At 40.3% G+C, this 25,048-nt stretch carries 27 protein-coding genes; 18 read left to right on the top strand and 9 right to left on the bottom strand.

Annotated elements, in window-relative coordinates; genetic code table 11:
• Positions 1 to 14: 14 nt before the first annotated feature.
• Positions 15 to 599, bottom strand: a complete 585-nt coding sequence (locus AC3ISB_RS18785) for a 5' nucleotidase, NT5C type (protein ID WP_141994475.1) — start codon at positions 597 to 599, stop codon at positions 15 to 17.
• Between the two features lie 167 nt (positions 600 to 766).
• Between AC3ISB_RS18785 and AC3ISB_RS18780 the strand changes: the two genes are divergently transcribed.
• Positions 767 to 1,237, top strand: coding sequence for a DUF4190 domain-containing protein (locus AC3ISB_RS18780; RefSeq protein WP_286178800.1), 471 nt, complete (start codon positions 767 to 769; stop codon positions 1,235 to 1,237).
• Positions 1,238 to 1,326: 89 nt separating this feature from the next.
• On the opposite strand, the gene ispG is transcribed toward AC3ISB_RS18780, so the two are convergent.
• The 4 genes from ispG to AC3ISB_RS18760 form a co-directional block, all read right to left on the bottom strand.
• Positions 1,327 to 2,439, bottom strand: a complete 1,113-nt coding sequence (gene ispG, locus AC3ISB_RS18775; protein ID WP_185150796.1) for a flavodoxin-dependent (E)-4-hydroxy-3-methylbut-2-enyl-diphosphate synthase — start codon at positions 2,437 to 2,439, stop codon at positions 1,327 to 1,329.
• Positions 2,440 to 2,651: 212 nt separating this feature from the next.
• A complete protein-coding gene (locus AC3ISB_RS18770) occupies positions 2,652 to 2,984 on the bottom strand; it encodes a hypothetical protein (RefSeq protein WP_489273820.1) in 333 nt (110 codons plus the stop codon).
• 112 nt (positions 2,985 to 3,096) lie between these two features.
• Positions 3,097 to 3,231, bottom strand: coding sequence for an anti-repressor SinI family protein (locus AC3ISB_RS18765; protein WP_260397970.1), 135 nt, complete (start codon positions 3,229 to 3,231; stop codon positions 3,097 to 3,099).
• Positions 3,232 to 3,630: 399 nt separating this feature from the next.
• Positions 3,631 to 4,398: a DUF1189 domain-containing protein gene (locus AC3ISB_RS18760; protein WP_489273819.1), complete on the bottom strand. Its 768-nt coding sequence runs from the start codon at positions 4,396 to 4,398 to the stop codon at positions 3,631 to 3,633.
• Between the two features lie 162 nt (positions 4,399 to 4,560).
• On the opposite strand from AC3ISB_RS18760, the gene AC3ISB_RS18755 reads away from it, so the two are divergent.
• Both AC3ISB_RS18755 and sodA read left to right on the top strand, forming a co-directional pair.
• Positions 4,561 to 5,046, top strand: coding sequence for a DUF456 domain-containing protein (locus AC3ISB_RS18755; protein WP_098369794.1), 486 nt, complete (start codon positions 4,561 to 4,563; stop codon positions 5,044 to 5,046).
• A 143-nt stretch (positions 5,047 to 5,189) separates the two neighbouring features.
• Positions 5,190 to 5,798 (top strand): superoxide dismutase SodA, encoded by a 609-nt coding sequence (sodA, locus tag AC3ISB_RS18750; protein WP_489273818.1) that lies wholly within the window; start codon positions 5,190 to 5,192, stop codon positions 5,796 to 5,798.
• Positions 5,799 to 5,861: 63 nt separating this feature from the next.
• Here sodA and AC3ISB_RS18745 read toward each other — a convergent pair whose 3' ends face one another.
• Entirely contained in the window at positions 5,862 to 5,984 is a 123-nt protein-coding gene (locus tag AC3ISB_RS18745; RefSeq protein WP_480338636.1) for a hypothetical protein, read from the bottom strand.
• A 1,486-nt stretch (positions 5,985 to 7,470) separates the two neighbouring features.
• Here AC3ISB_RS18745 and AC3ISB_RS18740 point away from each other — a divergent pair.
• The 7 genes from AC3ISB_RS18740 (at position 7,471) to phoU (ending at position 15,783) form a co-directional block, all read left to right on the top strand.
• The gene (locus AC3ISB_RS18740) at positions 7,471 to 8,691 is read left to right on the top strand and encodes an MFS transporter (protein ID WP_141993819.1); all 1,221 of its coding nucleotides are present in this window, start codon (positions 7,471 to 7,473) and stop codon (positions 8,689 to 8,691) included.
• A 193-nt stretch (positions 8,692 to 8,884) separates the two neighbouring features.
• The gene (locus AC3ISB_RS18735) at positions 8,885 to 11,059 is read left to right on the top strand and encodes a peptidoglycan D,D-transpeptidase FtsI family protein (protein WP_489273817.1); all 2,175 of its coding nucleotides are present in this window, start codon (positions 8,885 to 8,887) and stop codon (positions 11,057 to 11,059) included.
• 334 nt (positions 11,060 to 11,393) lie between these two features.
• A complete protein-coding gene (locus AC3ISB_RS18730; protein WP_098369797.1) occupies positions 11,394 to 12,359 on the top strand; it encodes a PstS family phosphate ABC transporter substrate-binding protein in 966 nt (321 codons plus the stop codon).
• 84 nt (positions 12,360 to 12,443) lie between these two features.
• A complete protein-coding gene (gene pstC / locus AC3ISB_RS18725) occupies positions 12,444 to 13,385 on the top strand; it encodes a phosphate ABC transporter permease subunit PstC (RefSeq protein ID WP_098369798.1) in 942 nt (313 codons plus the stop codon).
• Between the two features lie 3 nt (positions 13,386 to 13,388).
• Positions 13,389 to 14,267: a phosphate ABC transporter permease PstA gene (gene pstA / locus AC3ISB_RS18720; RefSeq protein WP_144549844.1), complete on the top strand. Its 879-nt coding sequence runs from the start codon at positions 13,389 to 13,391 to the stop codon at positions 14,265 to 14,267.
• A gap of 22 nt (positions 14,268 to 14,289) precedes the next feature.
• Complete coding sequence (pstB, locus tag AC3ISB_RS18715) at positions 14,290 to 15,111, top strand: phosphate ABC transporter ATP-binding protein PstB (RefSeq protein WP_141993875.1); 822 nt, start codon at positions 14,290 to 14,292, stop codon at positions 15,109 to 15,111.
• Between the two features lie 18 nt (positions 15,112 to 15,129).
• Complete coding sequence (phoU, locus tag AC3ISB_RS18710) at positions 15,130 to 15,783, top strand: phosphate signaling complex protein PhoU (protein ID WP_480338638.1); 654 nt, start codon at positions 15,130 to 15,132, stop codon at positions 15,781 to 15,783.
• A 68-nt stretch (positions 15,784 to 15,851) separates the two neighbouring features.
• Here the strand turns inward: phoU and AC3ISB_RS18705 are convergent, their stop codons facing one another.
• Complete coding sequence (locus AC3ISB_RS18705; RefSeq protein ID WP_489273816.1) at positions 15,852 to 16,250, bottom strand: hypothetical protein; 399 nt, start codon at positions 16,248 to 16,250, stop codon at positions 15,852 to 15,854.
• Positions 16,251 to 16,252: 2 nt separating this feature from the next.
• Entirely contained in the window at positions 16,253 to 16,633 is a 381-nt protein-coding gene (locus AC3ISB_RS18700; protein WP_480338640.1) for a hypothetical protein, read from the bottom strand.
• A 416-nt stretch (positions 16,634 to 17,049) separates the two neighbouring features.
• Between AC3ISB_RS18700 and AC3ISB_RS18695 the strand changes: the two genes are divergently transcribed.
• The 5 genes from AC3ISB_RS18695 to AC3ISB_RS18675 all read left to right on the top strand — a co-directional run bounded on the left by AC3ISB_RS18695 (position 17,050) and on the right by AC3ISB_RS18675 (position 20,656).
• On the top strand, positions 17,050 to 17,658 hold the full coding sequence (locus AC3ISB_RS18695; RefSeq protein ID WP_142323937.1) for a hypothetical protein: 609 nt from the start codon (positions 17,050 to 17,052) through the stop codon (positions 17,656 to 17,658).
• A 117-nt stretch (positions 17,659 to 17,775) separates the two neighbouring features.
• Positions 17,776 to 17,925 carry a 50S ribosomal protein L33 gene (gene rpmG / locus AC3ISB_RS18690; RefSeq protein ID WP_028391797.1) on the top strand — a complete coding sequence of 50 codons (150 nt, stop codon included), beginning with the start codon at positions 17,776 to 17,778 and terminating at the stop codon, positions 17,923 to 17,925.
• Positions 17,926 to 18,102: 177 nt separating this feature from the next.
• Entirely contained in the window at positions 18,103 to 18,675 is a 573-nt protein-coding gene (locus AC3ISB_RS18685; RefSeq protein WP_489273815.1) for a 5-formyltetrahydrofolate cyclo-ligase, read from the top strand.
• Positions 18,676 to 18,751: 76 nt separating this feature from the next.
• On the top strand, positions 18,752 to 18,940 hold the full coding sequence (locus AC3ISB_RS18680) for a hypothetical protein (RefSeq protein WP_098369806.1): 189 nt from the start codon (positions 18,752 to 18,754) through the stop codon (positions 18,938 to 18,940).
• Positions 18,941 to 19,117: 177 nt separating this feature from the next.
• Positions 19,118 to 20,656, top strand: a complete 1,539-nt coding sequence (locus AC3ISB_RS18675) for a rhomboid family intramembrane serine protease (protein WP_480338642.1) — start codon at positions 19,118 to 19,120, stop codon at positions 20,654 to 20,656.
• Here AC3ISB_RS18675 and AC3ISB_RS18670 read toward each other — a convergent pair.
• Positions 20,651 to 21,508 carry a hypothetical protein gene (locus tag AC3ISB_RS18670; RefSeq protein ID WP_141993827.1) on the bottom strand — a complete coding sequence of 286 codons (858 nt, stop codon included), beginning with the start codon at positions 21,506 to 21,508 and terminating at the stop codon, positions 20,651 to 20,653. The two genes, AC3ISB_RS18675 and AC3ISB_RS18670, sit on opposite strands and share 6 nt — an antisense overlap.
• 191 nt (positions 21,509 to 21,699) lie before the next feature.
• Between AC3ISB_RS18670 and AC3ISB_RS18665 the strand changes: the two genes are divergently transcribed.
• The 3 genes from AC3ISB_RS18665 (at position 21,700) to AC3ISB_RS18655 (ending at position 24,930) form a co-directional block, all read left to right on the top strand.
• Positions 21,700 to 21,909, top strand: a complete 210-nt coding sequence (locus AC3ISB_RS18665; protein ID WP_076365307.1) for a YqgQ family protein — start codon at positions 21,700 to 21,702, stop codon at positions 21,907 to 21,909.
• A gap of 14 nt (positions 21,910 to 21,923) precedes the next feature.
• On the top strand, positions 21,924 to 22,895 hold the full coding sequence (locus tag AC3ISB_RS18660; RefSeq protein WP_480338643.1) for an ROK family glucokinase: 972 nt from the start codon (positions 21,924 to 21,926) through the stop codon (positions 22,893 to 22,895).
• A 181-nt stretch (positions 22,896 to 23,076) separates the two neighbouring features.
• A complete protein-coding gene (locus AC3ISB_RS18655; RefSeq protein WP_489273814.1) occupies positions 23,077 to 24,930 on the top strand; it encodes an LTA synthase family protein in 1,854 nt (617 codons plus the stop codon).
• The last annotated feature ends 118 nt before the right edge of the window (positions 24,931 to 25,048 follow it).

Below are 25,048 nucleotides of genomic sequence, written 5' to 3'. Positions count from 1 at the left end.
GGTTTTTTCTTGTCTCATTTTATAGTCGTCACTTTCCCTGACATCCAATTATTCACCCAGGCTGAGGCTTCTTGCCAATTGTTGACCCGAATCACCCTTTCAGGCACGGGATCTTGATTGTAGGGGGTATTAAATAAAATCACGGGTATTTTACACTCTTCCGAAATCGCCACTGCGTTATCGTGCTTGTCCTCTAAAAAGAGATCGACTTCGAATTTTTTGGCTGCAGCAATCTTATCGTGAGAACCTACAAGTTCTATATGATCATATAGGACTTGATTAGTCGAAAACCAATCCTTCGTTACATCCAATAGGCGGGTGCTCCTGGCACTGATGAAATAAAGGTTGGCTTGTTCTGTCCATTTTTCCAAAACATCTTTCGCACCCTCAGCCAATAATGATTCGGAATATATGAGTGGCTCGGTCTCAATGAACCATTTAGTGAAATCCTCTTTTGGAACATTCACGAAAGGGAATAAGTCATATTCTGTAATGTCTTCATAAGCTAAATTCAGCTGAAAAGCTTTATTTAAAAAGGGGACCATGGAATCAGGTCTTGTGACAGTCCCGTCTATATCGATGCCAAAACGTTTTTTCATGATGAATCTCTCCTCATTTTCAATACTTGTAATAGTGTAACATATCCCCTCATAGCTTTGGTAAAAACCCATATTTATTTCCAAGACATGAAACCATTTTCACGGTGGTTCCTGCAATTTTTACATACACTATAAATGCTTCACAAACGAAAGTGAGGGATGCGCGAATGGAAAAAGATCAATACTCCAGTATTGACGATGAAATGCAATTGGCGAAAGAGGGAAGTGAACCATCCGTTGTGGATGATCAGCATCATGAACGGTATTATAATGAAGATACACCTGAAGATGACAGACGATATGAGAGTCGTGGGACCATAACCAATATGGATAACCGGTATCAGGAAGAAACGTCTGCCGAGATTTCAGCACCACCTCAGCGAATCAGGTCATATAGAAATGATGAACCTGTAGAGGATAATGTTTCGGGGGATGTGGCATCAAGAGGAAAAGTGATTGGTGTCATATCATTGATCATCTCCATTTTATCGTTATTCATGATGCCTTTCATTTTAGGGATTGTAGGTATCATTGTAGGAATAGTGGCCAGAAGCCGGGGATCGAACCTGGGTACATGGGCCATCGGCATAGGTGCAGTCTCCATCATCGTTGCCATATTCATCCTGCCGTTCTTTTAGCATCATTAAACCCTTTGATGTCATTATGCATCAAAGGGTTTTTCAAACAAAAAAAATCCCGATAATGAAAATTCGGGATTTTTTTTGTTTTATTTATTTAGTGTAGCTGCAGCAGCAGCTTCGGCTCTTTGTTTTTCATAGTACTCTTCAGCGATTTTGTCAATTTCCTTTTTCAGTTCCTCGACCATCGTCTCTTCAGGCACTTTACGTACGATTTGACCTTTTCTAAACAATAAACCTTCACCACGTGCCCCGGCAATGCCGATATCAGCCTCACGGGCTTCTCCAGGGCCGTTTACCGCACAACCAAGCACTGATACCTTTATTGGTGCTTTAACCGTCTGGATGTACTCTTCAACTTCATTGGCGATGGAAATCAAATCAATCTCGATTCGACCGCAAGTAGGGCAGGAAATTAAAGTGGCCATGTTAGAAGCAAGGCCAAATACTTTTAGAAGCTCCCTTGCCACCTTCACCTCTTCGACAGGGTCGGCACTTAAGGAAACACGCATCGTGCTCCCGATTCCTTGACTTAGGATGGCACCTAATCCGGCAGCGCTTTTTACGGTCCCGGAGAACAGTGTTCCTGATTCCGTGATCCCAAGATGTAAAGGATAATCGAATGCTTTTGAAGCTTTTTCATATGCTTCGATGGCTAAATTGACATCGGAAGCCTTCATGGAAACGATAATGTCATGAAAATCGAGGTCTTCCAGGATCTTGATATGGTGTAAAGCACTTTCCACCATTCCATCAGCCGTCGGGAAGCCATATTTCTCGATGATTTTCTTCTCGAGAGAACCAGCATTTACCCCTATGCGGATTGGGATTCCTTTAGCCTTTGCAGCTTTCACGACTGCTTCAACCTTTTCACGGCGTCCGATGTTACCAGGATTTATCCTGATTTTATCCGCTCCGCCTTCAATGGCCTTCAGTGCAAGTTTGTAATCGAAATGGATATCGACTACAAGAGGGATGTTTATCCGTTTTTTTATCTCAGAGATTGCATCAGCTGCCCTTTCATCCGGACAGGCGACACGTACTATTTGACATCCCGCTTCTTCAAGACGAAGGATTTCTGCAACCGTTGCTTCAACATCATGTGTTTTTGTCGTTGTCATGCTTTGTACGATAACTTCATTATTGCCGCCAATCGTTAAGTTTCCGACTTTAATTGGCCGCGTCTTGGTGCGATGTATGATTTCACTCAAGTGGAATTCTCTCCTTTAGGAAAAAATCAGTTTTGATTTTTAATTTGCTTCTCTGAAATATTGTATCAATGTACATACCGCTTGACAAGGAAATAGGACGCATAATCTTTTTTCAATATGAGATATTTCCTATTTCAGGATATACCTGGTGCTTGGAAAACCCCTTTAATGGTACTTGTGAAGGCGCAGAACCCTTTTGACAGTTATTTATAAACGGGTATCTTATATGTTTTGCCAATCTGCATATTTTCGGGCTTCAATCCTTCATTCAAACTTTGAAAGTCAGCGATGATCGTTTCGATTGGCTGATTGGATCCGTCTTTTTCCGTTTCAACAATGGAGAGTAAGGTATCCCCAGGTTTCATGGTGATTTCTTTATAAGCGGCAGATGGTGTGGATGCAGGCTGGCTGGCCGGCACGGCCGGTTCGCCTGTAGAGGCCGGTGGATGGGAAGCCGGCAGGGTACCCGTAGTCAAATCAAAATAAATAATAAATAAAGTGAAACAGAATAAGATAAAAAGCAGTAGCCGTTTCAATTTTCCATCCTCCCAAGCTTGTCTTTAATTCATCATACTTGGAGGGGACAAAAAATATGCCTAAAAATGGGCAATTTTTCAAATGGAATGTGAGAGTGACCAATCAAATTTTCTATTTCGGTTGAGTAACATCCTTATTATTTGAATGTGTGCTAAGAAAGGAGCGAATTTCCTTTAGGGTCAGACCGCTCGTTTTTGCCTCCATTATAAGTAACAACCACTGTACATCAATATGACTCTCCTTCACGTCTATCACCCCTTAAATACTATTTCAACCATAAGTATAGGAATAACTTGGTGAGTATTTTGTCGAATTAAGTAGATATAAAAAATGATTACTGTAGTCATATGCGGGAAAGGCATGGATTACTCGATTTTATCCAAAAGCAAAAAGATCCGAACCAGGCGGGTCGGATCTTGGTTTGTAGACTAATGAGTTCTATCAAAATTTACAAGATGATTGGAAAGGGTGTGCGCGGGACTCCTGCTTAGAAAAGCGCGTCTAAGGGAGAACCCGCAGGCGCAAAGAGGACCGCCCGCGGAAAGTCAGTGCCCTACGTTCCAATTTTACAAACTCATAAAAGACTGTAGGCAAACTCGATTCTCATCGAGTTTGCCTACAGTCTGAGTTCGAAACTTTTTAATGTCAATTTCCGATCTTATTGGCTGATGTTTCTTTAATGGATAAATATAACATCATCAATGTCACAAACCAGCTAATGATGGAAGCGAATGGTACCTTTGCTTGAAAAGCATCCATGATGGTGAAGAATATGGTGGCAAGCGTTATGCTGTATGCACCGATTCTCCAAAGATGCCGATAGGAAAGAGGACGGCCAAGAGCATTTTTGAAAAAAAGACCGAAAGCGGCAAGGATTGTCACTTTAATGAAGATTCCGCTAGCAGTAAACAGGTATAATATAAGTAGAAGCAATGGAAGGATGATCGGCAGCACAGATTCAACTGAATCAAGCCAAGTGGATATTTCCTGATTATCTCCCTCCAGAACTGAATATGGAGAGGATTGCACGTTGCCTCCGGATACGAAAACCAGATCAGACTTTAAAAGCGCGACAGCCTCATCAGCTTTTGCAGCTACTTCTTCCGGGGTCAAGGCTCCCGTGCCATCTACAAAAATTTGATATCCGTTTTTATTCAGGCTAAATGGCTCATCTTTTTCAGTCGTCAACGTGCCATTTTTGATTTCAAATGGCGGTAAGTCTTCGGATACTGTTTCGTGCATGGCATCTATTCCGTCAGCTACCATTGTACCGAAATAAAAAGCTGAAGGGAGAAAGGCGATGAGACTTATAAAGAAAACGAATAAAATCGTTTTCCCGATACCTTGGTTTTGAAAGGAAGCGATATCTTTTGGAGAATATAAGCTTACCCACAGTTGTTTGAATATGTTCATGTTTTCAGCACCTAACTATATAAGATTCCTAACCAATTTTAACTATATGGGAAAAATAAAACAACCTGTATTCCGCTTCATTGGTTTCAACCATCAGTAATGAGGTAATTATGGAGAGATAAAGTCAAATTATAAATGAAATGAGAAAGGGGCGTTTTAGTTATGGATACACTATTTTGGATAATAATTACCCTCATGTTCATAATGGGATTTGTCGGTCTGATTTTTCCAATCATCCCAAGTGTTTTGTTCATTTTCGGCGGAATATTGTTATATGGACTATTTTATTCTTTTGAACCATTTGGCTGGTTTTTCTGGACGGTCCAAATTTTATTCGTCATCCTTTTATTCGCAGCTGATTATATTGCGAACATGGTCGGGGTCAAAAAGTATGGAGGCACGAAAGCGGGAATTTGGGGCAGTACGATTGGGCTTCTGGTCGGGCCATTCGTGATTCCGTTCGTCGGAATACTAATAGGTCCATTCATCGGGGCATTCCTGGCTGAGATAATAGTACATAAAAAAGACCCGGTTACTGCTTCAAAGATCGGCCTTGGTTCCGTTGTAGGCTTTATAAGCAGCGTAATCACAAAAGGGATCATTCAACTTTTGATGATTGGATATTTTATATTCGTGGTATTCTCATAGGAAATAAAATCGAAAAATGAAAAATTGAGGCATAAGGTTTGAAACGGTTACAAAAATTTGATACTCTATTGCTAGCGAGCTTTAGGTATCTTTCGAGAACTGAAGCCCTCAAAAAAACAGCTTACATAGGGAGGAATTTTATTATGGCTTTTGAACTTCCACAATTACCGTATGCATATGATGCATTAGAACCACACATCGACAAAGAAACAATGAACATTCACCACACTAAACATCACAACACATATGTGACAAACCTGAACAATGCGCTAGAAGGCAACCAAGAACTTCTAAGCAAAAGCGTTGAAGAAATCGTCGCTAACCTTGACGCAGTACCTGAAGCTGTTCGTACAGCTGTACGCAACAATGGTGGCGGACATGCTAACCACACTTTATTCTGGGAAATCCTTTCACCTAACGGCGGCGGACAACCAACTGGTGAATTAGCGGATGCTATCACTTCAAAATTCGGAAGCTTTGACAGCTTTAAAGAAGAGTTCGCTAAAGCGGCTACTACTCGTTTTGGATCTGGCTGGGCTTGGCTTGCAGTCAACAATGGCGAGTTGGAAGTAACAAGCACATCGAACCAAGACAATCCATTATCAGAAGGTAAAACACCGCTTCTTGGATTGGACGTTTGGGAACATGCTTACTACTTAAACTACCAAAACCGCCGTCCTGAATACATCAATTCTTTCTGGAATGTTGTAAACTGGGATGAAGTTGCAAAACGTTACAGTGCTGCAAAATAATTTGTAATTAAAAAAGACAGGATTCCTTTTGTGAAAAGGAATCCTGTCTTTTTTTTGTTTCTTTTATCCGAACGGGAACATTAAAGAAAAACAATATAAAGGCAACTCGTATTGCTGTTTCGCCAAAAGAAGTGAAAGAAACTCACGAGTAAAAGCATCGAATTCACGAGTAACGCACAAATTCATGAGTAAACACTCCAATTCCTGAGTGAAATCTCGAAACTCACGAGTAAAAGCATTGAATTCACGAGTAACGCACAACTTTACGAGTAAACACTCCAATTCCTGAGTGAAATCTCGAAACTCACGAGTAAAAGCCCAAAATTCACGAGTAAAAGCTCAAAACTCACGAGTAAAAGGCCGAAATTCACGAGTAAAAGCTCAAAACTCACGAGTAAAAGGCCGAAATTCACGAGTAAAAGCTCAAAACTCACGAGTAAAAGCATCGAATTCACGAGTAACGCACAAATTCATGAGTAAACACTCCAATTCCTGAGTGAAATCTCGAAACTCACGAGTAAAAGCTCAAAACTCACGAGTAAAAGCATCGAATTCACGAGTAACGCACAAATTCATGAGTAAACACTCCAATTCCTGAGTGAAATCTCGAAACTCACGAGTAAAATCTCAAAACTCACGAGTAAAAGCTCAAAACTCACGAGTAAAAGCATCGAATTCACGAGTAACGCACAACTTTACGAGTAAACACTCCAATTCCTGAGTGAAATCTCGAAACTCACGAGTAAAACCCTAAAACTTACGAGTAAAAGGCCGAAATTCACGAGTAAAAGCTCAAAACTCACGAGTAAAAGCATCGAATTCACGAGTAACACACAACCTTACGAGTAAACACTCCAATTCCTGAGTGAAATCTCGAAACTCACGAGTAAAACCCTAAAACTTACGAGTAAAATCTTCAAACTCACGAGTAAAAGGCCGAAATTCACGAGTAAACACTCCAAATTCATTAACATCCCCTTCGTCTTCGCCAGTCGAAGAGTTTTCTTTACACTGTTTTTATTGTCCAAGTTCAAAAGGAAACCAGTATAAGTGCAACTACTTCTCTGTCTCCGCCTTCGTCTTCGCCAATCGAGAGTTTTCTTTACACTGTTTTTATTGTTCAAGTTCAAAAGGAAACCAGTGTAAGTGCAACTACTTCTCTGTCTCCGCCTTCGTCTTCGCCAATCGAAGAGTTTTCTTTACACTGTTTTTATTGTCCAAGTTCAAAAGGAAAACAGTATAAGTGCAACTACTTCTCTGTCTCCGCCTTCGTCTTCGCCAATCGAAGAGTTTTCTTTACACTGTTTTTATTGTCCAAGTTCAAAAGGAAAACAGTGTAAGTGCAACTACTTCTCTGTCTCCGCCATCCTGGCTCGCCAATCGAAGAGTTTTCTTTACACTGTTCTTGATTTAAAAGGAAAGGCTTTTAAAGAAAACAGTGTAAGTGCAACTACTTCTCTGTCTTCGCCATCCTGGCTCGCCAATCGAAGAGTTTTCTTTACACTGTTCTTGATTTAAAAGGAAAGGCTTTTAAAGAAACCAGTGTAAGTGCAACTACTTCTCTGTCTTCGCCATCTTGGCTCGCCAATCGAAGAGTTTTCTTTACCTTTTTTTACATAAATTCTTTTGTTTTTTCAAACACTAGAGTGGAATTTAAAGGAGAGTTAAAACAATGAGTATTTTAGAGAGATGGTTGGGTGAAGCGGGAGGGAAGAAGGATCTGCACCTCCTTTTGTTTATTGGCGGGCTGTACAGCCTAAGTATTGCTTTATCCAATACATTCGTTAATGTGTACTTGTGGAAACAATCCGGTCAAATTGTTGATATTGCCGTATATAATCTAACCGTGGTGCTTTTTCAACCGCTTACTTTTGTCTTTGCTGGCAGGCTGGCGAAAAAGGTTGATCGAATCATTGTTTTGCGTCTGGGTGTTATCTTTTTGGCCCTATTTTATTTATCAGTCTTATTGGTCGGCACACGGGCTACGGATTTCCTTTGGTTGCTTGGAGGCCTGTTAGGAATCGGTTATGGGTTTTATTGGCTTGCCTATAATGTATTGACTTTTGAGATTACTGAACCGGAAACAAGGGATTTCTTCAATGGTTTTTTAGGGATTTTATCATCACTTGGGGGAATGGTCGGTCCGATTCTTTCAGGGTTCATCATTTCGAGGCTAGAAAAATTCACGGGTTATTCCATTGTATTCGGATTGTCTTTGCTTTTGTTTTCCGTTGCGGTGTTTCTTAGCTTTTCGTTAAAAAGACGTCCAGCGCATGGCAGGTACTGTTTCCTTCGGATATTGCAGGAGCGGAAAAATAATCGGAATTGGCTCTTGATCACTCGTGCTCACTTTTTTCAAGGAATACGAGAGGGCACATTCATGTTCATCATTTCGATTACCGTTTTCATTCAGACGGATAGTGAACTTGCCTTAGGGAGCTACGGTCTGTTAAATTCGGCCATATCATTCGTTGCGTATTTTTTTGCTTCACGGTATATAAAACAGCCGATGCGAAAAAAAGCAATTCTTATTGGAGGAATCCTGTTGTATGCAGGGGTCTTATTGATCGCATTTGATATCACATTCGGGAAGCTTCTTGTTTATGGGGCAATTGTCGCTACCGCTTATCCTATTCTTTTGGTCCCTTATATATCATTGACTTATGACATTATAGGCCGCGCTTGGAAAGCAGCGGAAATGAGGATTGAATATATCGTTGTCAGGGAACTGTTCGTTCATATTGGAAGGATTGTATCCATATCAGGATTCATACTTTCCGTCATGTTATTCGACCTAAAGCAATTACTGCCGATTTATCTGTTAATCGTAGGTGCAGGGCATACCGTGATATATTGGTTTGTACGGAAAATCGATATCATTGACCAAGATTGAAAAGAGGCCATAGAGGCCTCTTTTCAATATACATGACTTACGGTTTTAGGATTTATGAGCCGTAAGTCACTTTTTATGTAAAGTTCGTTAGATGTTTAATATTTCTAGAACACTAAGGTAGAAAAAAATATAAATGTTCTATAGAATAGTATAGGACCTATTATGACTATGTAAAAAGGATGTGTGGCTTAGTGTGAATAAAAAGAAAAAGAAAAAGACGCATGTGCCTTTCAGATTGAATATTCTTTTCTTTTTAGTGTTTGTTTTGTTTTCCGCTTTAATTTTACGCTTGGGTGTTGTACAGATTGTTTATGGTGATGATTACCGGCGTGAGATTGAAAGAACAGAGGAAGTGACCGTGAATAATTCGGTGCCCCGTGGGAAAATGTATGACCGGAATTTAAAATTGATGGTCGATAACCAACCACTGGATGCAATTACATATACACGAAAGCAAGGTACGAAACAAACAGAAATGGTGGAAACGGCTGAGAAACTCGCGAAGTTGATCGAAAAGGAAACAAACAAAGTGACTGAGCGCGATAAAAAGGATTTTTGGATTTTGAAAAATCCAGAGCTGGCCGAGAAAAAGATTACGGATAAAGAACGGAAAAAAGTGGAAGAGGGCGAGATGGAAGAAAGTGATTTGTATAAGCTTCAGCTTGATCGGATAACTTTAGATGAAATGAAGCTTTCGGAAAAAGATCTGGAAGTCCTTGCCATCTATAGGGAATTTGCAAGCGGATATGCCCTTACCCCGCAAATTGTGAAAAACAAGAAAGTAACAAAAGAAGAATTCGCCAAGGTGAGTGAAAACCTTGATTCGCTCCCAGGGGTCGATATATCAACAGATTGGGATCGTTTTTATACATATAATAAAACACTCAAGTCTGTATTAGGTAAAGTTTCCTCATCTGAAGAAGGATTACCTAGTGAAAGCCTGAACTACTACCTTGCACGTGATTACAGCCGGAATGACCGAGTAGGAAAGAGTTATATTGAGGCGCAATATGAAGATATCCTCCAAGGGCAGAAAGCGAAAGTAAGGAATGTGACCGATAAATCAGGAAATGTTGTCGATTCCGAAGTGATTACTGAAGGTTCGCGAGGAAAAGATCTTATATTGACAGTTGATATGGATTTACAGCTTGCAACAGAGGAAATCATTGAAAAGCAATTGATTGCCAAGAAAAAAATGGGTAACACCAAATTCTTGGACAGGGCCTTTGTCGTCATGATGGATCCCGATACAGGGGAAGTATTAACGATGGCTGGGAAGAAATATGAGAAGGACCCAAAAACGGGGAAATCCTCGATTGAGGACTTCGCATTAGGAAATATCACGACTTCCTATACAATGGGATCTGCAGTCAAAGGGGCTACCGTTTTAACCGGTTATCAGCAAGGTGCGATCCAGCCGGGTACGTACTTTTATGATACGAAGCTGAAAATCAAAGGTACACCAGCAAAAGGTTCATATAGTGACTTCGGGAACATTAATGATTTGACCGCATTGAAAGTATCTTCGAACGTTTATATGTTCAGAACGGCAATAAATATTGCAGGTGCGCATTATGTGCCGAACGAACCGTTGAATATTAGTTCAAGCGCCTTTTCGACCATGCGAAATTCATTCGCCCAGTTTGGCTTGGGAGTCCGTACAGGGATTGATCTTCCGAATGAAATGAGCGGGTTCAAAGGTTCCGACGTATCTCCTGGTAAACTGCTTGACCTTGCTATCGGACAGTATGATACGTACACACCAATGCAGCTCGCGCAATATGTTTCATCCATCGCAAATGGCGGTAACCGCATGAAGCCGCATATGGTTAAGGAAATCCGCGATCCTGTTGATAATAATGAGGAATTGGGACCTGTTGCCGAAGACGTTTCACCGACTGTCCTTAATCGTCTTGATATGAAGGAAGAGTGGATTGAACGTGTTCAGAGCGGTTTCGATAAAGTTGCGATGGAACAAGGCGGAACGGCTTATAAGTATTTTGGGAATAAACCGTATACAGTGGCAGCTAAAACCGGGACGGCGGAAGCATTCTATGACGGCCCGAACCGGTTGGATTATAGCGAGCCCCAAGAAACGATGAACATCACGCTTGTTGGCTATGCCCCAGCCAAAAATCCGGAGGTCGCTTTTGCGGTCGTTGTACCGTGGGCATACCAAGGACATACAGGCCACAGCATGAGTAAAGAGATAGGTGAAGAAATTATGGATACTTATTTCGATCTGAAAAAAGAACGGGCTAAGAAGGATAAGGAAAATACCGAAACCTCGACTGATTTGAAAGTGGAGAATGGTAAAGACGTTCAAAAGGACCAGGCTGAAGTTAGGGAAAGTCAAGAAAATGAATAAAAAGTTATAAAACACGCTTCTGGGTTAAACCCGAAAGCGTGTTTTTTTGTCATAAAATAAAATTGCTCAGTGATGCTATCAGTATGCCTCGAGCTTTGCACTTTCCCCTTATGAAAGAGATTTATAATCACTTCAGTTGGAGTAATTTCCCGCACATGTAAACACCCCTTGGGCACAAAATAAGAGAGTGATTAAAAGACTTTGACTACCTTTACAATATAAACACAATTATTTACTGAACATTTACAATTGCTTTAAACGGAATTTACAGTCTAAACGTATGATGTGAGAGTAGGACAAAATATTCATATAAAATTCTTAGGGGGATATACAAATGAGACGTTTCAAATTTATGGCAATGACTGCAGTAATGGGTGGAGTAATCGCAGTGGCAGCTGGATGTGGATCTAATGATACTACAAACAGCGGTAAAGGAAATGAAACGGCTTCAGATCAACTCAAGGGCGAAGTGATTATGGATGGTTCATCGACTGTATTTCCAATCATGGAGGCAGTTGCTGAAGAATATATGGCGGAACAACCTGATGTTAAAGTATCTGTAGGATCATCGGGAACAGGTGGCGGATTTAAAAAATTCATCGCTGGTGAAACGGATCTAAGTAATGCGTCCCGACCAGTCAAAGACGAAGAAAGTGCGTTACTTGATGAAAAGGGAGTTAAGTATACAGAAATGAAGCTTGCGTTTGATGGTATTTCTATCGTTGTCAATAAAGATAATGAATTCATCGATAAAATGACAGTTGACGAACTAAAAAAGCTTTGGGTTGACAATGGATCAGTGAAGAAATGGTCTGATATACGTCCGGAATGGCCGAAGGAAGAAATTAAATTTTACTCTCCGGGAACTGATTCTGGCACATACGATTATTTCAACGAAGTTATTTTAGAGGAAAAACCAATGGTTGAAAATGCGACTCTTTCTGAAGATGATAACGTTCTTGTACAAGGGGTCGAAGGTGACAAAAATGCGATTGGTTTCTTCGGATTTGCTTACTATGCAGAAAATAAGGATAAATTAAAAGTTGTATCAATCGATAATGGTAAGGGTGCTGTTGAGCCTACCCATGAAACGATTAAAAGCGGAGAGTATGCACCACTGTCTCGTCCTCTGTACACATATGTATCCAATAAAAGTGTAGCTGAAAAGGAACAAGTGGCTGATTATACTCAATTCGTCATTGAAAATGCTGGAGAGCTTTCTGAAGAAGTAGGGTACGTTAGCTTACCGGAAGAAGAGTACAAGAAGGATCTTGAAAAATTGAACGAACTAAAAAAATAATCTGTTTAACAGGCTGCCCAATCTCTTCGTATAAATAGAGGGATTGGGTAGCCCCTTAATATGCTTGTCTGAAATGGAGGATACATGTTGGAACCGAAACAAACAGACACCTATTCCGTACAGCGATTGATTTTAGAAAAGAAAAGCAAAAAAAGATGGAATATAGAGAAAATCATTCCTAAGCTGTTGTTCCTTACAGCTGTGATTTCTGTATTTATAACCATTGGGATAATCCTTACGTTGATTTTTGAAACTTTTATATTTTTTGATAAAGTGTCCATCGTGGAGTTTTTAACAGGACAGAAATGGTTACCTTTTGCATCCACGCCTTCCTATGGGGTTATGCCACTTGTTGTTGGAACGTTGAAGGTAACGGTAATAGCGGCGTTAGTTGCAGTTCCGGTAGGTCTCGCAACGGCCATTTTCTTGAGTGAATATGCATCAGAGAAAACACGGAGAATCATTAAGCCGATTTTAGAAGTTTTAGCTGGAATCCCTACTATCGTTTACGGCTTCTTTGCCTTAACCTTTGTAACGCCAGTATTGCGGGATATTTTTCCTTCCCTTGACATGTTCAATGCCTTAAGTCCTGGGATTGTGGTAGGAATCATGATCATGCCAATGATTGCCTCTTTATCGGAAGATGCACTTGTCTCAGTACCGAAATCGATTCGTGAAGGTGCGTATGCTCTAGGTGCTACGAAGCTGGAAACGACGATTAAAGTGGTATTGCCAGCGGCCATGTCTGGTATCGTTGCTTCAATTGTCCTGGCTTTATCCAGAGCAATTGGAGAGACTATGATCGTAAGTGTCGCAGGTGGATCGACTCCAAGTATGAGTATGGACGTCACAAGTTCTATTCAAACGATGACTGCCTATATCGTACAGGTGAGTACTGGAGACGCAGGGTATGGGACAACGATTTACTACAGCATATATGCGGTTGGAATGACACTGTTCGTCTTTACGCTTATTATGAATTTATTGGCGCAGTTCATCTCCCGCAAGTTCAGGGAGGAATATTAAAACATGAAACTGATAAACAAAGATCATGTTGTAAAGAAAATGCCCACTCGGCTGGCGGTTAACTCGATATGTAAAGGCTTATTCTTCTTAGCAACCTTATTTGGTCTTCTGGTATTGGCCATCTTATTTTATCGGATATTGACTCAAGGAATTGGTCATTTGAATTTGGATTTCTTCCAGAATTTCGCTTCAAGAAGACCGGAAGAAGCTGGTGTAAAGGCAGCTCTTATCGGTTCTATATGGTTAATGGCCGTCGTTACCCCAATTTCCCTTCTTCTCGGTGTGGGAACGGCGATCTATTTAGAGGAATATGCACGAAAGAATTGGATCACTACTTTTATAAAGTTGAATATTTCCAATCTGGCAGGTGTTCCGTCAATTGTATTTGGATTACTCGGTTTGACGGTTTTCGTTAGGGCTCTAGCCTTGGATCGCTCCGTGTTGGCAGCAGGTTTGACGATGAGTCTACTCGTCTTGCCAGTCATCATTGTTGCAGCTCAGGAAGCCATACGTTCTGTACCGCGTGATATAAGAGAAGCTTCTTATGGAATGGGTGCAACAAAATGGCAGACGATTTTGAAAGTGGTTCTTCCAGCTGCGATACCTGGTATTTTGACAGGTGGAATACTCGCTTTATCCCGGGCGATTGGGGAAACGGCACCATTAGTGGTAGTTGGTATCCCGCTGTTCATCGCATTTTTACCGCAATCGGTCATGGATACATTTACGGTACTACCGATGCAAATCTATAACTGGACATCACGGCCACAGGAGGAATTCCAGCAGGTTGCGGCTGCAGGTATCATCGTTTTACTTGCTCTGTTAATTTTAATGAATTCGATAGCTGTCATAATCCGTAACAAATTCCAGAAAAGATACTGATTGGAGGAAGGAAAGAATGAATATGACATTAACGGGACCCGAAAAGGCTCCAACAGTTGGAATAGAAAATGCAGATTCTGTTTCCTTAAAGGAAACGGTGTATGAAACGTCAGATCTCAATTTATGGTACGGTGAAAACCATGCTTTAAAAAATATTAACCTAGATATGTATCAAAATGAAGTGACTGCCATTATCGGGCCATCTGGATGTGGGAAATCTACCTACATCAAAACGTTAAACCGGATGATTGAGCTTGTTCCAGATGTTAAAACGACTGGGCAGATTAAATATAGGAACCGTAATATTCTAGATCAGTCTTACAAAGTAGAAGATTTAAGGACACAGGTTGGTATGGTTTTCCAAAAGCCTAATCCCTTCCCAAAATCAATTTATGAAAATGTTATATACGGACCAAAAATTCACGGTATCAAAAATAAAAAGATTCTGGACCAAATCGTGGAAAAGAGTTTAAAAGGGGCAGCCATTTGGGATGAAGTGAAAGACCGTCTGCATGAAAATGCGTATGGCCTTTCTGGTGGACAACAACAGCGCCTTTGTATCGCTCGCTGTCTGGCGATTGAACCAGATGTCATTTTAATGGATGAACCGACTTCTGCCCTTGATCCGATATCCACTTTGAAAATAGAAGAATTAGTCCAGGAGCTAAAAAAAGATTTCAGTATAATCATCGTTACCCACAATATGCAGCAGGCAGCTCGTATCTCTGATAAAACGGCCTTCTTCTTAAATGGGGAAGTCATCGAGTATTCCGACACTAACACCATCTTTTCGAACCCGAATGATAAGAGAACAGAAGATTATATTACCGGACGTTTTGGCTAATGAAAAGGAGATGCGATAATGGTTGTTCGTGAAAATTTTGAGCTTCAATTAAAAGAATTGCAAGAGAAAATAGTGAAGTTGGCTAATTTAGCTTCAGGTGCGATATCGAAATCATATGCCGCACTGGAAAACAAGAATGTTGAAGAGGCTCTTGAAGTTATTGATGATGATACAATAGCTGATTTACTGGAAGAGGAAATTAATGACTTTGCGATTTTACTGATTGCTAAGCAGCAGCCGGTTGCGATTGATTTAAGGCGTATCATTGCTGCAATAAAAATTGCTTCGGATATTGAAAGGATGGCGGACTTTGGTGTGAATATCGCTAAATCAGCCATCCGAATCGGTGACCAGCCATTTATTCTGCCTTTAACACCATTAAAGCAGATGCATGATATTACATTAAAGATGATTCAACTTTCAATAGAAGCATTTGAGAAGGAAGATGTTGTTCTTTCAAGAGAAATCATTGAAATGGATGATGAGGTTGATCGCTTTTATGGAGATATGATTCGAAGTCTCCTTCGCCTTTCAGAAGAAAAAAACCTTCAGCAGGTTACACAGCTTTCCTTAATTGCTCGATATTTGGAAAGGACAGCGGACCATACAACGAATATCGCAGAGAATATTTACTTCCTGGTAAGAGGGAGATATATCAGCAGGAATGAATGAACCCATCCTAATTGAAAAAAGAGAGGCTTTTTCTCGGACATGGTCCATTTAAAAGTCTCTCTTATTCATTAATGGGTCAAAGTATTGGCCAATTGTCTATATGTCATATTATTCGTAACAACAAACTCGCCGATTTGTATTTTTTTTGAGAAATCATGGTCATTCATGTAAGCTTCAAATTCAGCAGCATCATCGATGACTTTTTCCTTCGAAAGGCTACCGGCAATTTCGGTTGTGGTCATATTCGTATTCACTTTAATTGTATAGGTGACGATGGAGGGATTTTTTTTTGAAGCCTGTTTCTCCATTGAATCCTTATCCGGTTCCATTGGTTGGACGGTCTTTTTAGCTTCCTCCGCAGTAGGAGTGGCGCCTTCGAATAATCCGGTGCCATAATAAAAGCCAGCAAAGATTGTTGTGGTAAAAATGATACCGGCGGAAAGACCTTGCAGTCTTGCTTTGTTCATTTTCATTCACCCCGCACTCTTTGCTGCTCGATCACTGAAATGGTTTGTTCTTTCGTTAACGAGGATTGACTAGCGATCTGGTCCAAAGAAAGACCTTGACTATATAAAGACAGAACCTGGCTTTTTAGAATTTCATGAATAGGTTCAATATCATTGGAATTGACAGTTGATTTATTCTTTACAGGGGGAACAGGGGCGTCCTGGATAACGAATTCCTCTTCAAGAATCTTCACCTTCATCTTTAATTGGTAGATATCCTGCATATACGTTAGTGTCATCTGTTCTAAATCTTCTTCTAATTTGGTAACTTTATCTTTACCGAAAAAGGAAATGATGAGAAGGACGATCGCTAATGAAAAAAGGAGGATGATAAGTGTTTCCATGTTTTCACCTCAAAAGATAAATTTCGACAATATACTTATATTTTACACATATTTTTAAAAAATTGGAGATTTTCATATTCAAAGTGGGCCGTATATTTCATTTATTGTCTGTTTTTTTTAAAATATTGTCGAAAAGCCTTATGACCGTCGTTGAAGAAAAAAAATTAGGTATTAAAATGGGAAAAAAACCTTTGGGAGATAACATACATAAAATTCGACAAAAAGTGTTTATTGTCCATCAGCCAATTCAGTGCTAACATAAAGATAGAATAAATCGAAAAAACAAAATATTTTGAATAGTTAAAAATTGGTCGGCCTATAAGAAAATGGTGTGCAGATTCTAAAGTGGATTGTTTCACTGTCAGCGCCTAACGATAAGTTATATAAGGATAAATAAAGGGGAAGGGATGATTATTATGAATTCGCTATTCGCGTATATGCCGCAGGACAACCAGGATATATTTCGTAAGGGACTAAAGGCTGGGCTATGGATGGATGAGAGTTTTGATTGGTATCCTGAGGAAGATATGATGAGTCATCCTAATGGAGAAATCCGGACACTTTCACAAACATATACCCAAGGGAAGGTGACCTTTTCGAAGTTCACGATTAGGAATACCTCATTCGAGACTAAGCGCCCTAAAGTGTTTTTTCACTATGAAAACGCTTTCGAAAGGCAGGCAGTAGCCTTTTACAGCCCGAATGAACGGGCGATCTTACATGTAGCCCCTCAATCGATTGCCTTATTGGGTGGATTGGTGAAAGGAAAAAGCATCTCTCAATATTGCATCCAAGGTAAGGGAAGCCTTTATCAAGAGGGATGCTTCAAATCATTGAAAGAAGGACTCCTGGCTTATTCACCGCTCGCCAAAGGGGAAGTTACCAGCGTGTTTACGTTAGAGACGGAAATCTTACCGAAAGAATGTGTGGAAGCTGTGGCTTGGGTCATTCATGCTGAAACGAAAGAAGAAGCGAAAGTTATAAATAATCAGCTCCTCCTGACGATGCAAAACGTAAACAATTAAGAATTCAAAAAAGTTAATGTTGGATTTCCAAAAAACATACTAGCAATTCGCATTGAATAATGATATTATAGAAAAGTCCTATGTGAAAATGTCAATATGTTTGGAGGGAAATACACAATGCGCGTGAATATTACATTAGCTTGCACTGAATGTGGAGACCGTAACTATATTTCTAAAAAAAATAAACGTAACAATCCAGACCGTCTTGAGCTTAAAAAATACTGCTCAAGAGAAAAACGCAGCACGACTCACCGTGAAACAAAGTAAGCAACAGGATTTTTCCTGTTGTTTTTTTTATTCATTTTTTTAATTCCTTCTTTCTCACTTTCCTTTAGTGAATATTTTCAGAAAGACTAATGATTCGGCGATTTCCGACACGGTATTTTCGGAAATGAACAAATATTATGAGATAATGATAGAAGTAGACTAAAGGAGTCGGAAGAGATGAGAGAAAACAAGAATAAGCTCCGTCAAGAAGTTAGGTCCCGTTTAATGGAGCTGACTAGAGAAGAACATGAAGAACTATCGAACAGAATCGCTGAAAACTTATTTTCGCTGGAGGAATGGAAAAAAGCTGAAACAATTGGCATCACCATCTCCATCCCGCCTGAAGTTCCAACGGTACGGATCATCGAACAAGCATGGAGTGAAGGAAAAGAAGTGGCTGTTCCAAAATGTGATCCTGAAAAAAAGACAATGGAATTCAAAAAAATTTCGTCCTTCAATCAGCTGGAGTCTGTTTATTACGGATTGCTAGAACCAGTGGCTGATACAGCCAAGGCTCGCAAAGAGGAATTGGATGCATTGATCGTACCCGGTCTTGCTTTTACCAAGGAAGGGTATCGCCTAGGCTTTGGAGGGGGCTATTATGACCGTTTCCTATCCTATTACCGGGGAGATACATTGGCCCTTACATACGAGCTTCAATTAATGGATGAACTCCCGATAGAGGTACATGATATAGCGGTCGGCAAACTAATTACCCCATCCAGGGTTATACGCACGTACGCCCATTAAGAAGAAGTTTATTAATTATCACTTTTAGCTCATAAAAATCCTGTCCTGTATCAAACTATTGATAGGAGGGATTGTTATGCTTCGATTAATTGTTCAAATCTTCTTGGTTGGTTTAGTTGTTTATGCAGGTTACCAAAACAGGTACCGCCTGATAAATGTTGCGCTGTCCAACGGCATACTGAGAAGATTTCTAGTGACTAAATCCTTGGATATGCCAATGTTCAGGGATAAAATGATGCAAAGCATGTTCACTCAGACCAAATGAGGATGCCGGCATCTTAAAAAGGAACCTGATCAGGGGTTCCTTTTTAATTTATAAGGATAGGGGAGAGTGGATTTTAAACAGTCTCCTTTTTTACTTTTTACATGATTTCGTCTATAGTTTTAATTAAAGAAACAGGAATTTTAGAAGCTTAAGTTTCATTGGAAAGTGGGGAAGGCATTGGGATTTAAAGAGGATTATTTGTTTTGGGAAACCATAAGGGAGTTGTCTGCCCATTATGATTATCGAATGATCACTGTCACGGAAAACCATCAGGAGATTTGGCTTGAGAGCGATAAGAATAAGGAGTTTCCAGTCATAAGACTCATTCGACATGATTTGGATTGGGCTAATTGGCTGAAACGCGATATCGACCGAACATTGCAGAATGGGGAAAGGATCAGAAGGAAATTATACAAGAAGCCCATAAACATATTAAGTATCTATGTTAGTAAATTCGCCCCGGTGGATGATCATGACTTTAGTTCACGGGTGGCTTCCTTTAAAAAAACGAATGTTAACACGTTTCTTTTAACGTGTGAAAACTTTCATGATTCGTTGCAAAACCTTGAACTTGTTTTGAAAAAGACACTCTCAATTCAAATTCTTGAAGAAAATGAAATAGATGAGGAAAAGGTCCTCGCAGTAAAGAAGGCCGCCATCTCGGAGTCAGTCAAAAAGGCTAAGGCAGAGCAGAAGGTTTTTCAAAATGCCAATAAGCCGTTCTTTACATATATATTAATGGCGATACAAATAGCTGTGTTCATCTTGATGGAGTTTAATGGGGGCAGCACCAATTCCAAAACTTTGATCGAGTTTGGAGCTAAATTTTCCCCTTATATCATACAAGGGGAATGGTGGCGGTTCTTTACACCGATGATCGTCCATATCGGGTTCATTCATTTACTGATGAATACATTTTCGTTGTATTTAATCGGTGCTGAAGTTGAAAGGATTTACGGTAATGCCAGGTTCCTTATCATCTATATATTCGCTGGTTTCGCTGGAACTCTAGGCAGCTTCATCATGACCCCGAATCTTTCCGCAGGAGCGAGTGGAGCCATTTTTGGCTGTTTTGGGGCACTTTTGTACTTTGGCATCGTCTATCCGAAATTATTCATGCGCTCGATGGGCTCATCGGTAATCGTATTGATCATCATTAACTTAATATATGGTTTCACCGTTTCGGGAATTGATAATGCAGGGCATATCGGAGGTTTGATCGGAGGGTTCTTGGCTGCTGGAGTGGTCCATCTGCCAAAATCTAAGAATATCTTTCGGCAGCTGGCTTTTCTGATAGGAACGGTAATACTGACCTATGCCCTGCTGCAATTTGGTTTTAATCATCAGGAAAGTGCAGCTATCGATGATAATACCATGGCCATGATGGCCCAAAAGTATATAGATGATGATGAAGAGGACAAAGCGGAAGAGATGCTATTCAATTATGTGGATGCAAACCCTGAAGCACCGCTATCGCTTTTTATGCTGGGAAATTTATCTTTTGATAAAAAGGACATATACAAAGCTAGGGATTATTATGAAAAAGCGATTGAAAGTAATCCAGATTTGCATGAAGCCCATTACAATCTTGCCTTAGTCTACATGAATCTCGAATCATTCAATCAAGCTAAGGAGCAAGCTGATAAGGCTATTGAGCTTGCCCCGGATAATAAGTCATACACTAAACTGCTGGCGGAAATTGAAAAGCAACTATAACTTTTGACGCAACATGATTGGGGTACCGTCTTTCAGGGTAAACAAGACAAGTATTTCACTTTGATTCTTTGCCATAAGCAATAGGGGGGTGGTGCTACCTTGTGGACTCACAGTGGTTCCATCCTCCTTTTTTATTCCCAACACATAATTTTTGTAAAGTCCTTCCCATAGTTTCCCCACAATTTCCTCCCGTTTGAATTGGGGGAAGGCAGCAAGCCATTGATTTTTCTTTGAGGGCAGATCTGTTAAAGAGATGATATTGTATTGTTCCAGATTAACCTGAAAAGCTTGACCAGCTTTCTCCAAACCATTTCGAACCGTTTGATCTGTCAAGCCGTCCAGCGTTTTTTTCCACTGAACCTGTTCTTCTGAAAGGGGACGGTGGAAAAATTGAAAAGCCGGTGTCGTTACTGTATAGAGTTTATCTTTACTGAGCTGCTGGGCACTGGTGAAAATTGTGTCACTCGGATGAACCTCGGCATAATGAAACGTTACCGCTTCATAACGCCCGCTCTCAGATTCTTTAGATTTCGCTTTTTGAGAGAGTTCTTGTTTATTTTGGCGCCAATTTTTTAAAGCTCCTGCCAATTTTCCATTTTTGTATAAAAGCGATACGTCCTGACGTAAGTAAGCAGGCTGGTCCAAAGAAGACTCCACCCTCCAAGTGATGGTATAGGTGGAATCCCCGGTACCCTTCGGTGTCAGATGGGTGGAGGCATGTTCAAAATGGAGCGAGGAATCGATGGGAAAAAAAATGATGGTTTCCTCTGTCTGTTTATGATTTGATAAATAAAGGATGACAAAAATGGTGGTTAAAACCAAAAAGACGGTATACTTCAATTGTACTTTCATTTTTCCCCTCCGTTTTCACGCGTGATGAATGCATTAAAAACATTAAGCTGTTAAATCAAATCGAAAGAGTCCACATTCTTGATATTTCATCATATGAATATAATTGGACATGTATGAGGGGAAATGGGCGCTTGTTACAAAGAGGCGGATTCGATATACTTTTCCTATAGAAAAGAGTAAAGAGGTTTACAATGAAAACATATTATGATCTTCAACAATACTTGAAAAGATTTGGTACATTTATCTATATTGGTGATCGCTTAGCCGAGCTTGAACTGATGGAAGCCGAAATAAGAGAAATCCACCGTATGCAGATGATGGATACGAAAGATTATCAAATGGCGATTCTTTTAATTAGGCAGCAATTGTCTCTTGAAAGGGAAAAACAGAAAAAAAATTGATAAAAAAGGTGAGAATGATGGAAAAGTGGCTGATGGGTGTGGATTTAGGCGGTACAACTACCAAACTGGCTCTGATCAATTTATACGGAGAGATTATTCATAAATGGGAAATCAGCACAGACATCTCCGAAAAGGGAAAATTCATTACGATTAACATAGCCAAAGCAATTGATGCGAAGCTCGTGGAACTTAATGAACCGAAGAGTAAGATAGTAGGGATAGGGATGGGTGCTCCCGGGCCTGTGAAATTTGTTAACGGTTCCATATATGAAGCCGTCAATCTAGGCTGGAAGGACTATCCTTTAAAAGATTTATTGGAGGTGGAGACATCTCTTCCGGCTGTGATCGATAATGATGCCAATATGGCAGCTTTGGGAGAAATGTGGAAAGGTGCCGGTAATGGCGCTAAAGACCTCGTTTGTGTAACTCTAGGAACGGGTGTAGGCGGCGGGATCATCCATAATGGGCAAATTGTCCATGGTACCAGTGGGGCTGCTGGTGAAATAGGGCATATAACGGTCGTAACGGACGGAGGCGCACCATGCAATTGCGGTAAGACTGGTTGTTTGGAAACGGTTGCTTCGGCAACGGGAATTGTCCGTATGGCTTTAGAGGCCTTGAATACCGCCGATGAACAGTCAATGCTTCAGCAGAAAGTCGAAGAGGGAAATGCGGTTACTTCCAAACTGTTATTCCAATGCGCTGCAGAAGGTGATCCTTTGTCCAAAGCTGTCGTAAATAAGGTAGGCAATTATTTGGGGCTGGCACTATCACATGTTGGGAATGTCATGAATCCAGATAAAATCGTCATTGGTGGGGGCGTTTCGCAAGCGGGAGACATTTTGCTTGATCCTGTCCGTTCTGCCTTCGGAAAGTATGCATTCAAACGGGTTAGTAAATCAACGAAAATCAGCCTGGCCACACTGGGCAATGATGCAGGGGTAATAGGTGCAGCCTGGCTCATTAAAAGCCAACTGAATACGTGATCCCTTGCTGCCCTGTGGCAAACAGGGTTATAAGAAAAAAAGATGGAATCTTCAAAAAATACCCCCCTTTTGAGGGGCGGGGGCAATCGTTCCTGCTTTTGCATAGGGGGAGAACCATGACCCATGATTGAGGCGCTCTGCATCATCGCTCCAGCGCTTTTTCGATGAGGAGGGACCAGGATTGAAAAGGGTCTTCAAAAAACAGGGATATTCATTGTTTTGGGTCGTATTGATTTCACTTTGGCTTAAAACATATATTGCTTATAAAACAAGTTTTGAGATAGATATTGATAATTGGATCCAGGAGTTCATACTATTCATCAATCCTGTCAGTTTCCTCTTACTTACTCTTGGCGTGAATATATTTTTAAAAGAAAATAAAAGGACAGCATACTTATTGATCATGAGTTTTTTCATCACCTTCGTCCTTTTTGCCAACCTTGTTTTTTTTCGCTTTTTCAATGACTTTTTAACCATTCCCGTTCTTTTTCAAACGAGCAATATGAACGACCTTGGAAGCAGTGTACATGAATTGATCAATCCGAGTGACCTTTTGTATTTTACCGATATTCTGGTCTTGATGCTTCTGCTGAAATACAAACCAAAAACATTCCATGAATGTCGATACAATCCCCAGGACCGTAAATTCTTTTTGTTAATGGCTTTGGGAGTGACATTTTTTAACTTAGCTTTAGCGGAAGCGGCGCGTCCTGAACTCCTGACAAGAACGTTTGACCGTGAAATCCTCGTTAAGAATATCGGTACGTACCATTATCACCTTTATGATGCAATATTACAGACGAAATCATCAGCTCAACGTGCCCTTGCGGATGGCAGTGAATTGTCGGAAATTGAAAATTACGTCCGTGCGAATCAAAAAGAGGTTAATGATGACCTTTATGGTCTGGCAAAAGGCAAAAATGTGATCCTAGTATCATTGGAATCCACTCAAAGCTTTGTCATCAATAAAACTGTCAACGGTGAAGAAATCACTCCTTTTCTGAACCAATTCATTAAAGAGAGCTATTATTTCAATAACCTTTATCACCAAACTGGCCAGGGGAAAACATCCGATTCAGAATTCATTATTGAGAATTCCCTCTATCCTTTAGGTAGGGGTGCAGTATTTTTCACTCATGCCCAAAATGAATACAAAGCCACCCCCGAAATCTTAACGGAAAAAGGTTACAATACGGCTTCCTTCCATGCCAATAATAAAAGCTTTTGGAATCGTGACATAATGTACGGTTCTCTTGGGTACCAACGGTTTTATGATAGTGATGAATACAAAGTCTCTGAAGGGAATTCCATCAATTGGGGTTTGAATGATAAATCGTTCTTCAAGCAATCAATCTCTCACTTGAAGCAGTTGCCTGAGCCTTTTTATGCCAAGTTCATAACGTTAACCAATCATTTTCCATTCACTTTGAATGAAGAAGACCGGACATTGGAACCATACGATTCGAATTCCAAAACATTGAATCAGTATTTTCCGACCGTACGTTATACAGACGAAGCCTTGGAACAATTTATCGGTGATTTGAAACGTGATGGATTATATGAGGATTCCATTATTGTGCTATATGGTGACCATTATGGAATTTCGGAAAATCACAACTCTGCCATGGGCCAGTTCCTTGGGAAGGAAATCACGCCTTTCGAATCCATCCAACTTCAGCGTGTCCCGCTCATCATACATGTCCCTGGGCAGGAGGGGAAAACGATTTCCACCGTTTCCGGCCAAATTGATGTAAGGCCGACTCTCCTTCATTTATTGGGGATTGAAAATGATGATTATATCGAATTCGGCAAAGATCTTTTTTCTGAAGAGAAATTAGAATTCACCGTTCTTCGCGATAGCAGTTTCATCACAAAGGATTATCTCTATACGATGGATACCTGTTATGATAAAAAAACCGGAGCGGCGACTGCAAAGGATTCATGTGAAAAGTATTTGGATAAGGCTAAGCAGGAGCTTGAGTACTCCGACAAAATCATTTATGGGGATTTGCTCCGATTTTATGAGCAACGTTGAAAAAGGAAACCTGGCGCAATCCAGGTTTTTTGTTTTTTCAGGAGAATCAGTAGCATTACAATTATGAAACACGTGAGACTTCCTGAACATCTTTCTGTTTTTCGCTTCATAAAGATAA

Source organism: Peribacillus sp. GL_122 (assembly GCF_057835005.1).
This window is presented reverse-complemented; position numbering and strand designations above follow the sequence as displayed.

Bases quoted from the DNA above. Each gene is read 5' to 3' on its own strand.
- AC3ISB_RS18785 (WP_141994475.1), bottom strand. From the start codon at position 599: ATGAAAAAACGTTTTGGCATCGATATAGACGGGACTGTCACAAGACCT.
- AC3ISB_RS18780 (WP_286178800.1), top strand. From the start codon at position 767: ATGGAAAAAGATCAATACTCCAGTATTGACGATGAAATGCAATTGGCG.
- AC3ISB_RS18760 (WP_489273819.1), bottom strand. From the start codon at position 4,398: ATGAACATATTCAAACAACTGTGGGTAAGCTTATATTCTCCAAAAGAT.
- AC3ISB_RS18755 (WP_098369794.1), top strand. From the start codon at position 4,561: ATGGATACACTATTTTGGATAATAATTACCCTCATGTTCATAATGGGA.
- sodA (WP_489273818.1), top strand. From the start codon at position 5,190: ATGGCTTTTGAACTTCCACAATTACCGTATGCATATGATGCATTAGAA.
- AC3ISB_RS18745 (WP_480338636.1), bottom strand. From the start codon at position 5,984: ATGAATTTGTGCGTTACTCGTGAATTCGATGCTTTTACTCGTGAGTTT.
- AC3ISB_RS18740 (WP_141993819.1), top strand. From the start codon at position 7,471: ATGAGTATTTTAGAGAGATGGTTGGGTGAAGCGGGAGGGAAGAAGGAT.
- AC3ISB_RS18730 (WP_098369797.1), top strand. From the start codon at position 11,394: ATGAGACGTTTCAAATTTATGGCAATGACTGCAGTAATGGGTGGAGTA.
- pstC (WP_098369798.1), top strand. From the start codon at position 12,444: ATGTTGGAACCGAAACAAACAGACACCTATTCCGTACAGCGATTGATT.
- pstA (WP_144549844.1), top strand. From the start codon at position 13,389: ATGAAACTGATAAACAAAGATCATGTTGTAAAGAAAATGCCCACTCGG.
- pstB (WP_141993875.1), top strand. From the start codon at position 14,290: ATGACATTAACGGGACCCGAAAAGGCTCCAACAGTTGGAATAGAAAAT.
- phoU (WP_480338638.1), top strand. From the start codon at position 15,130: ATGGTTGTTCGTGAAAATTTTGAGCTTCAATTAAAAGAATTGCAAGAG.
- AC3ISB_RS18705 (WP_489273816.1), bottom strand. From the start codon at position 16,250: ATGAACAAAGCAAGACTGCAAGGTCTTTCCGCCGGTATCATTTTTACC.
- AC3ISB_RS18700 (WP_480338640.1), bottom strand. From the start codon at position 16,633: ATGGAAACACTTATCATCCTCCTTTTTTCATTAGCGATCGTCCTTCTC.
- AC3ISB_RS18695 (WP_142323937.1), top strand. From the start codon at position 17,050: ATGAATTCGCTATTCGCGTATATGCCGCAGGACAACCAGGATATATTT.
- rpmG (WP_028391797.1), top strand. From the start codon at position 17,776: ATGCGCGTGAATATTACATTAGCTTGCACTGAATGTGGAGACCGTAAC.
- AC3ISB_RS18685 (WP_489273815.1), top strand. From the start codon at position 18,103: ATGAGAGAAAACAAGAATAAGCTCCGTCAAGAAGTTAGGTCCCGTTTA.
- AC3ISB_RS18680 (WP_098369806.1), top strand. From the start codon at position 18,752: ATGCTTCGATTAATTGTTCAAATCTTCTTGGTTGGTTTAGTTGTTTAT.
- AC3ISB_RS18670 (WP_141993827.1), bottom strand. From the start codon at position 21,508: ATGAAAGTACAATTGAAGTATACCGTCTTTTTGGTTTTAACCACCATT.
- AC3ISB_RS18665 (WP_076365307.1), top strand. From the start codon at position 21,700: ATGAAAACATATTATGATCTTCAACAATACTTGAAAAGATTTGGTACA.
- AC3ISB_RS18660 (WP_480338643.1), top strand. From the start codon at position 21,924: ATGATGGAAAAGTGGCTGATGGGTGTGGATTTAGGCGGTACAACTACC.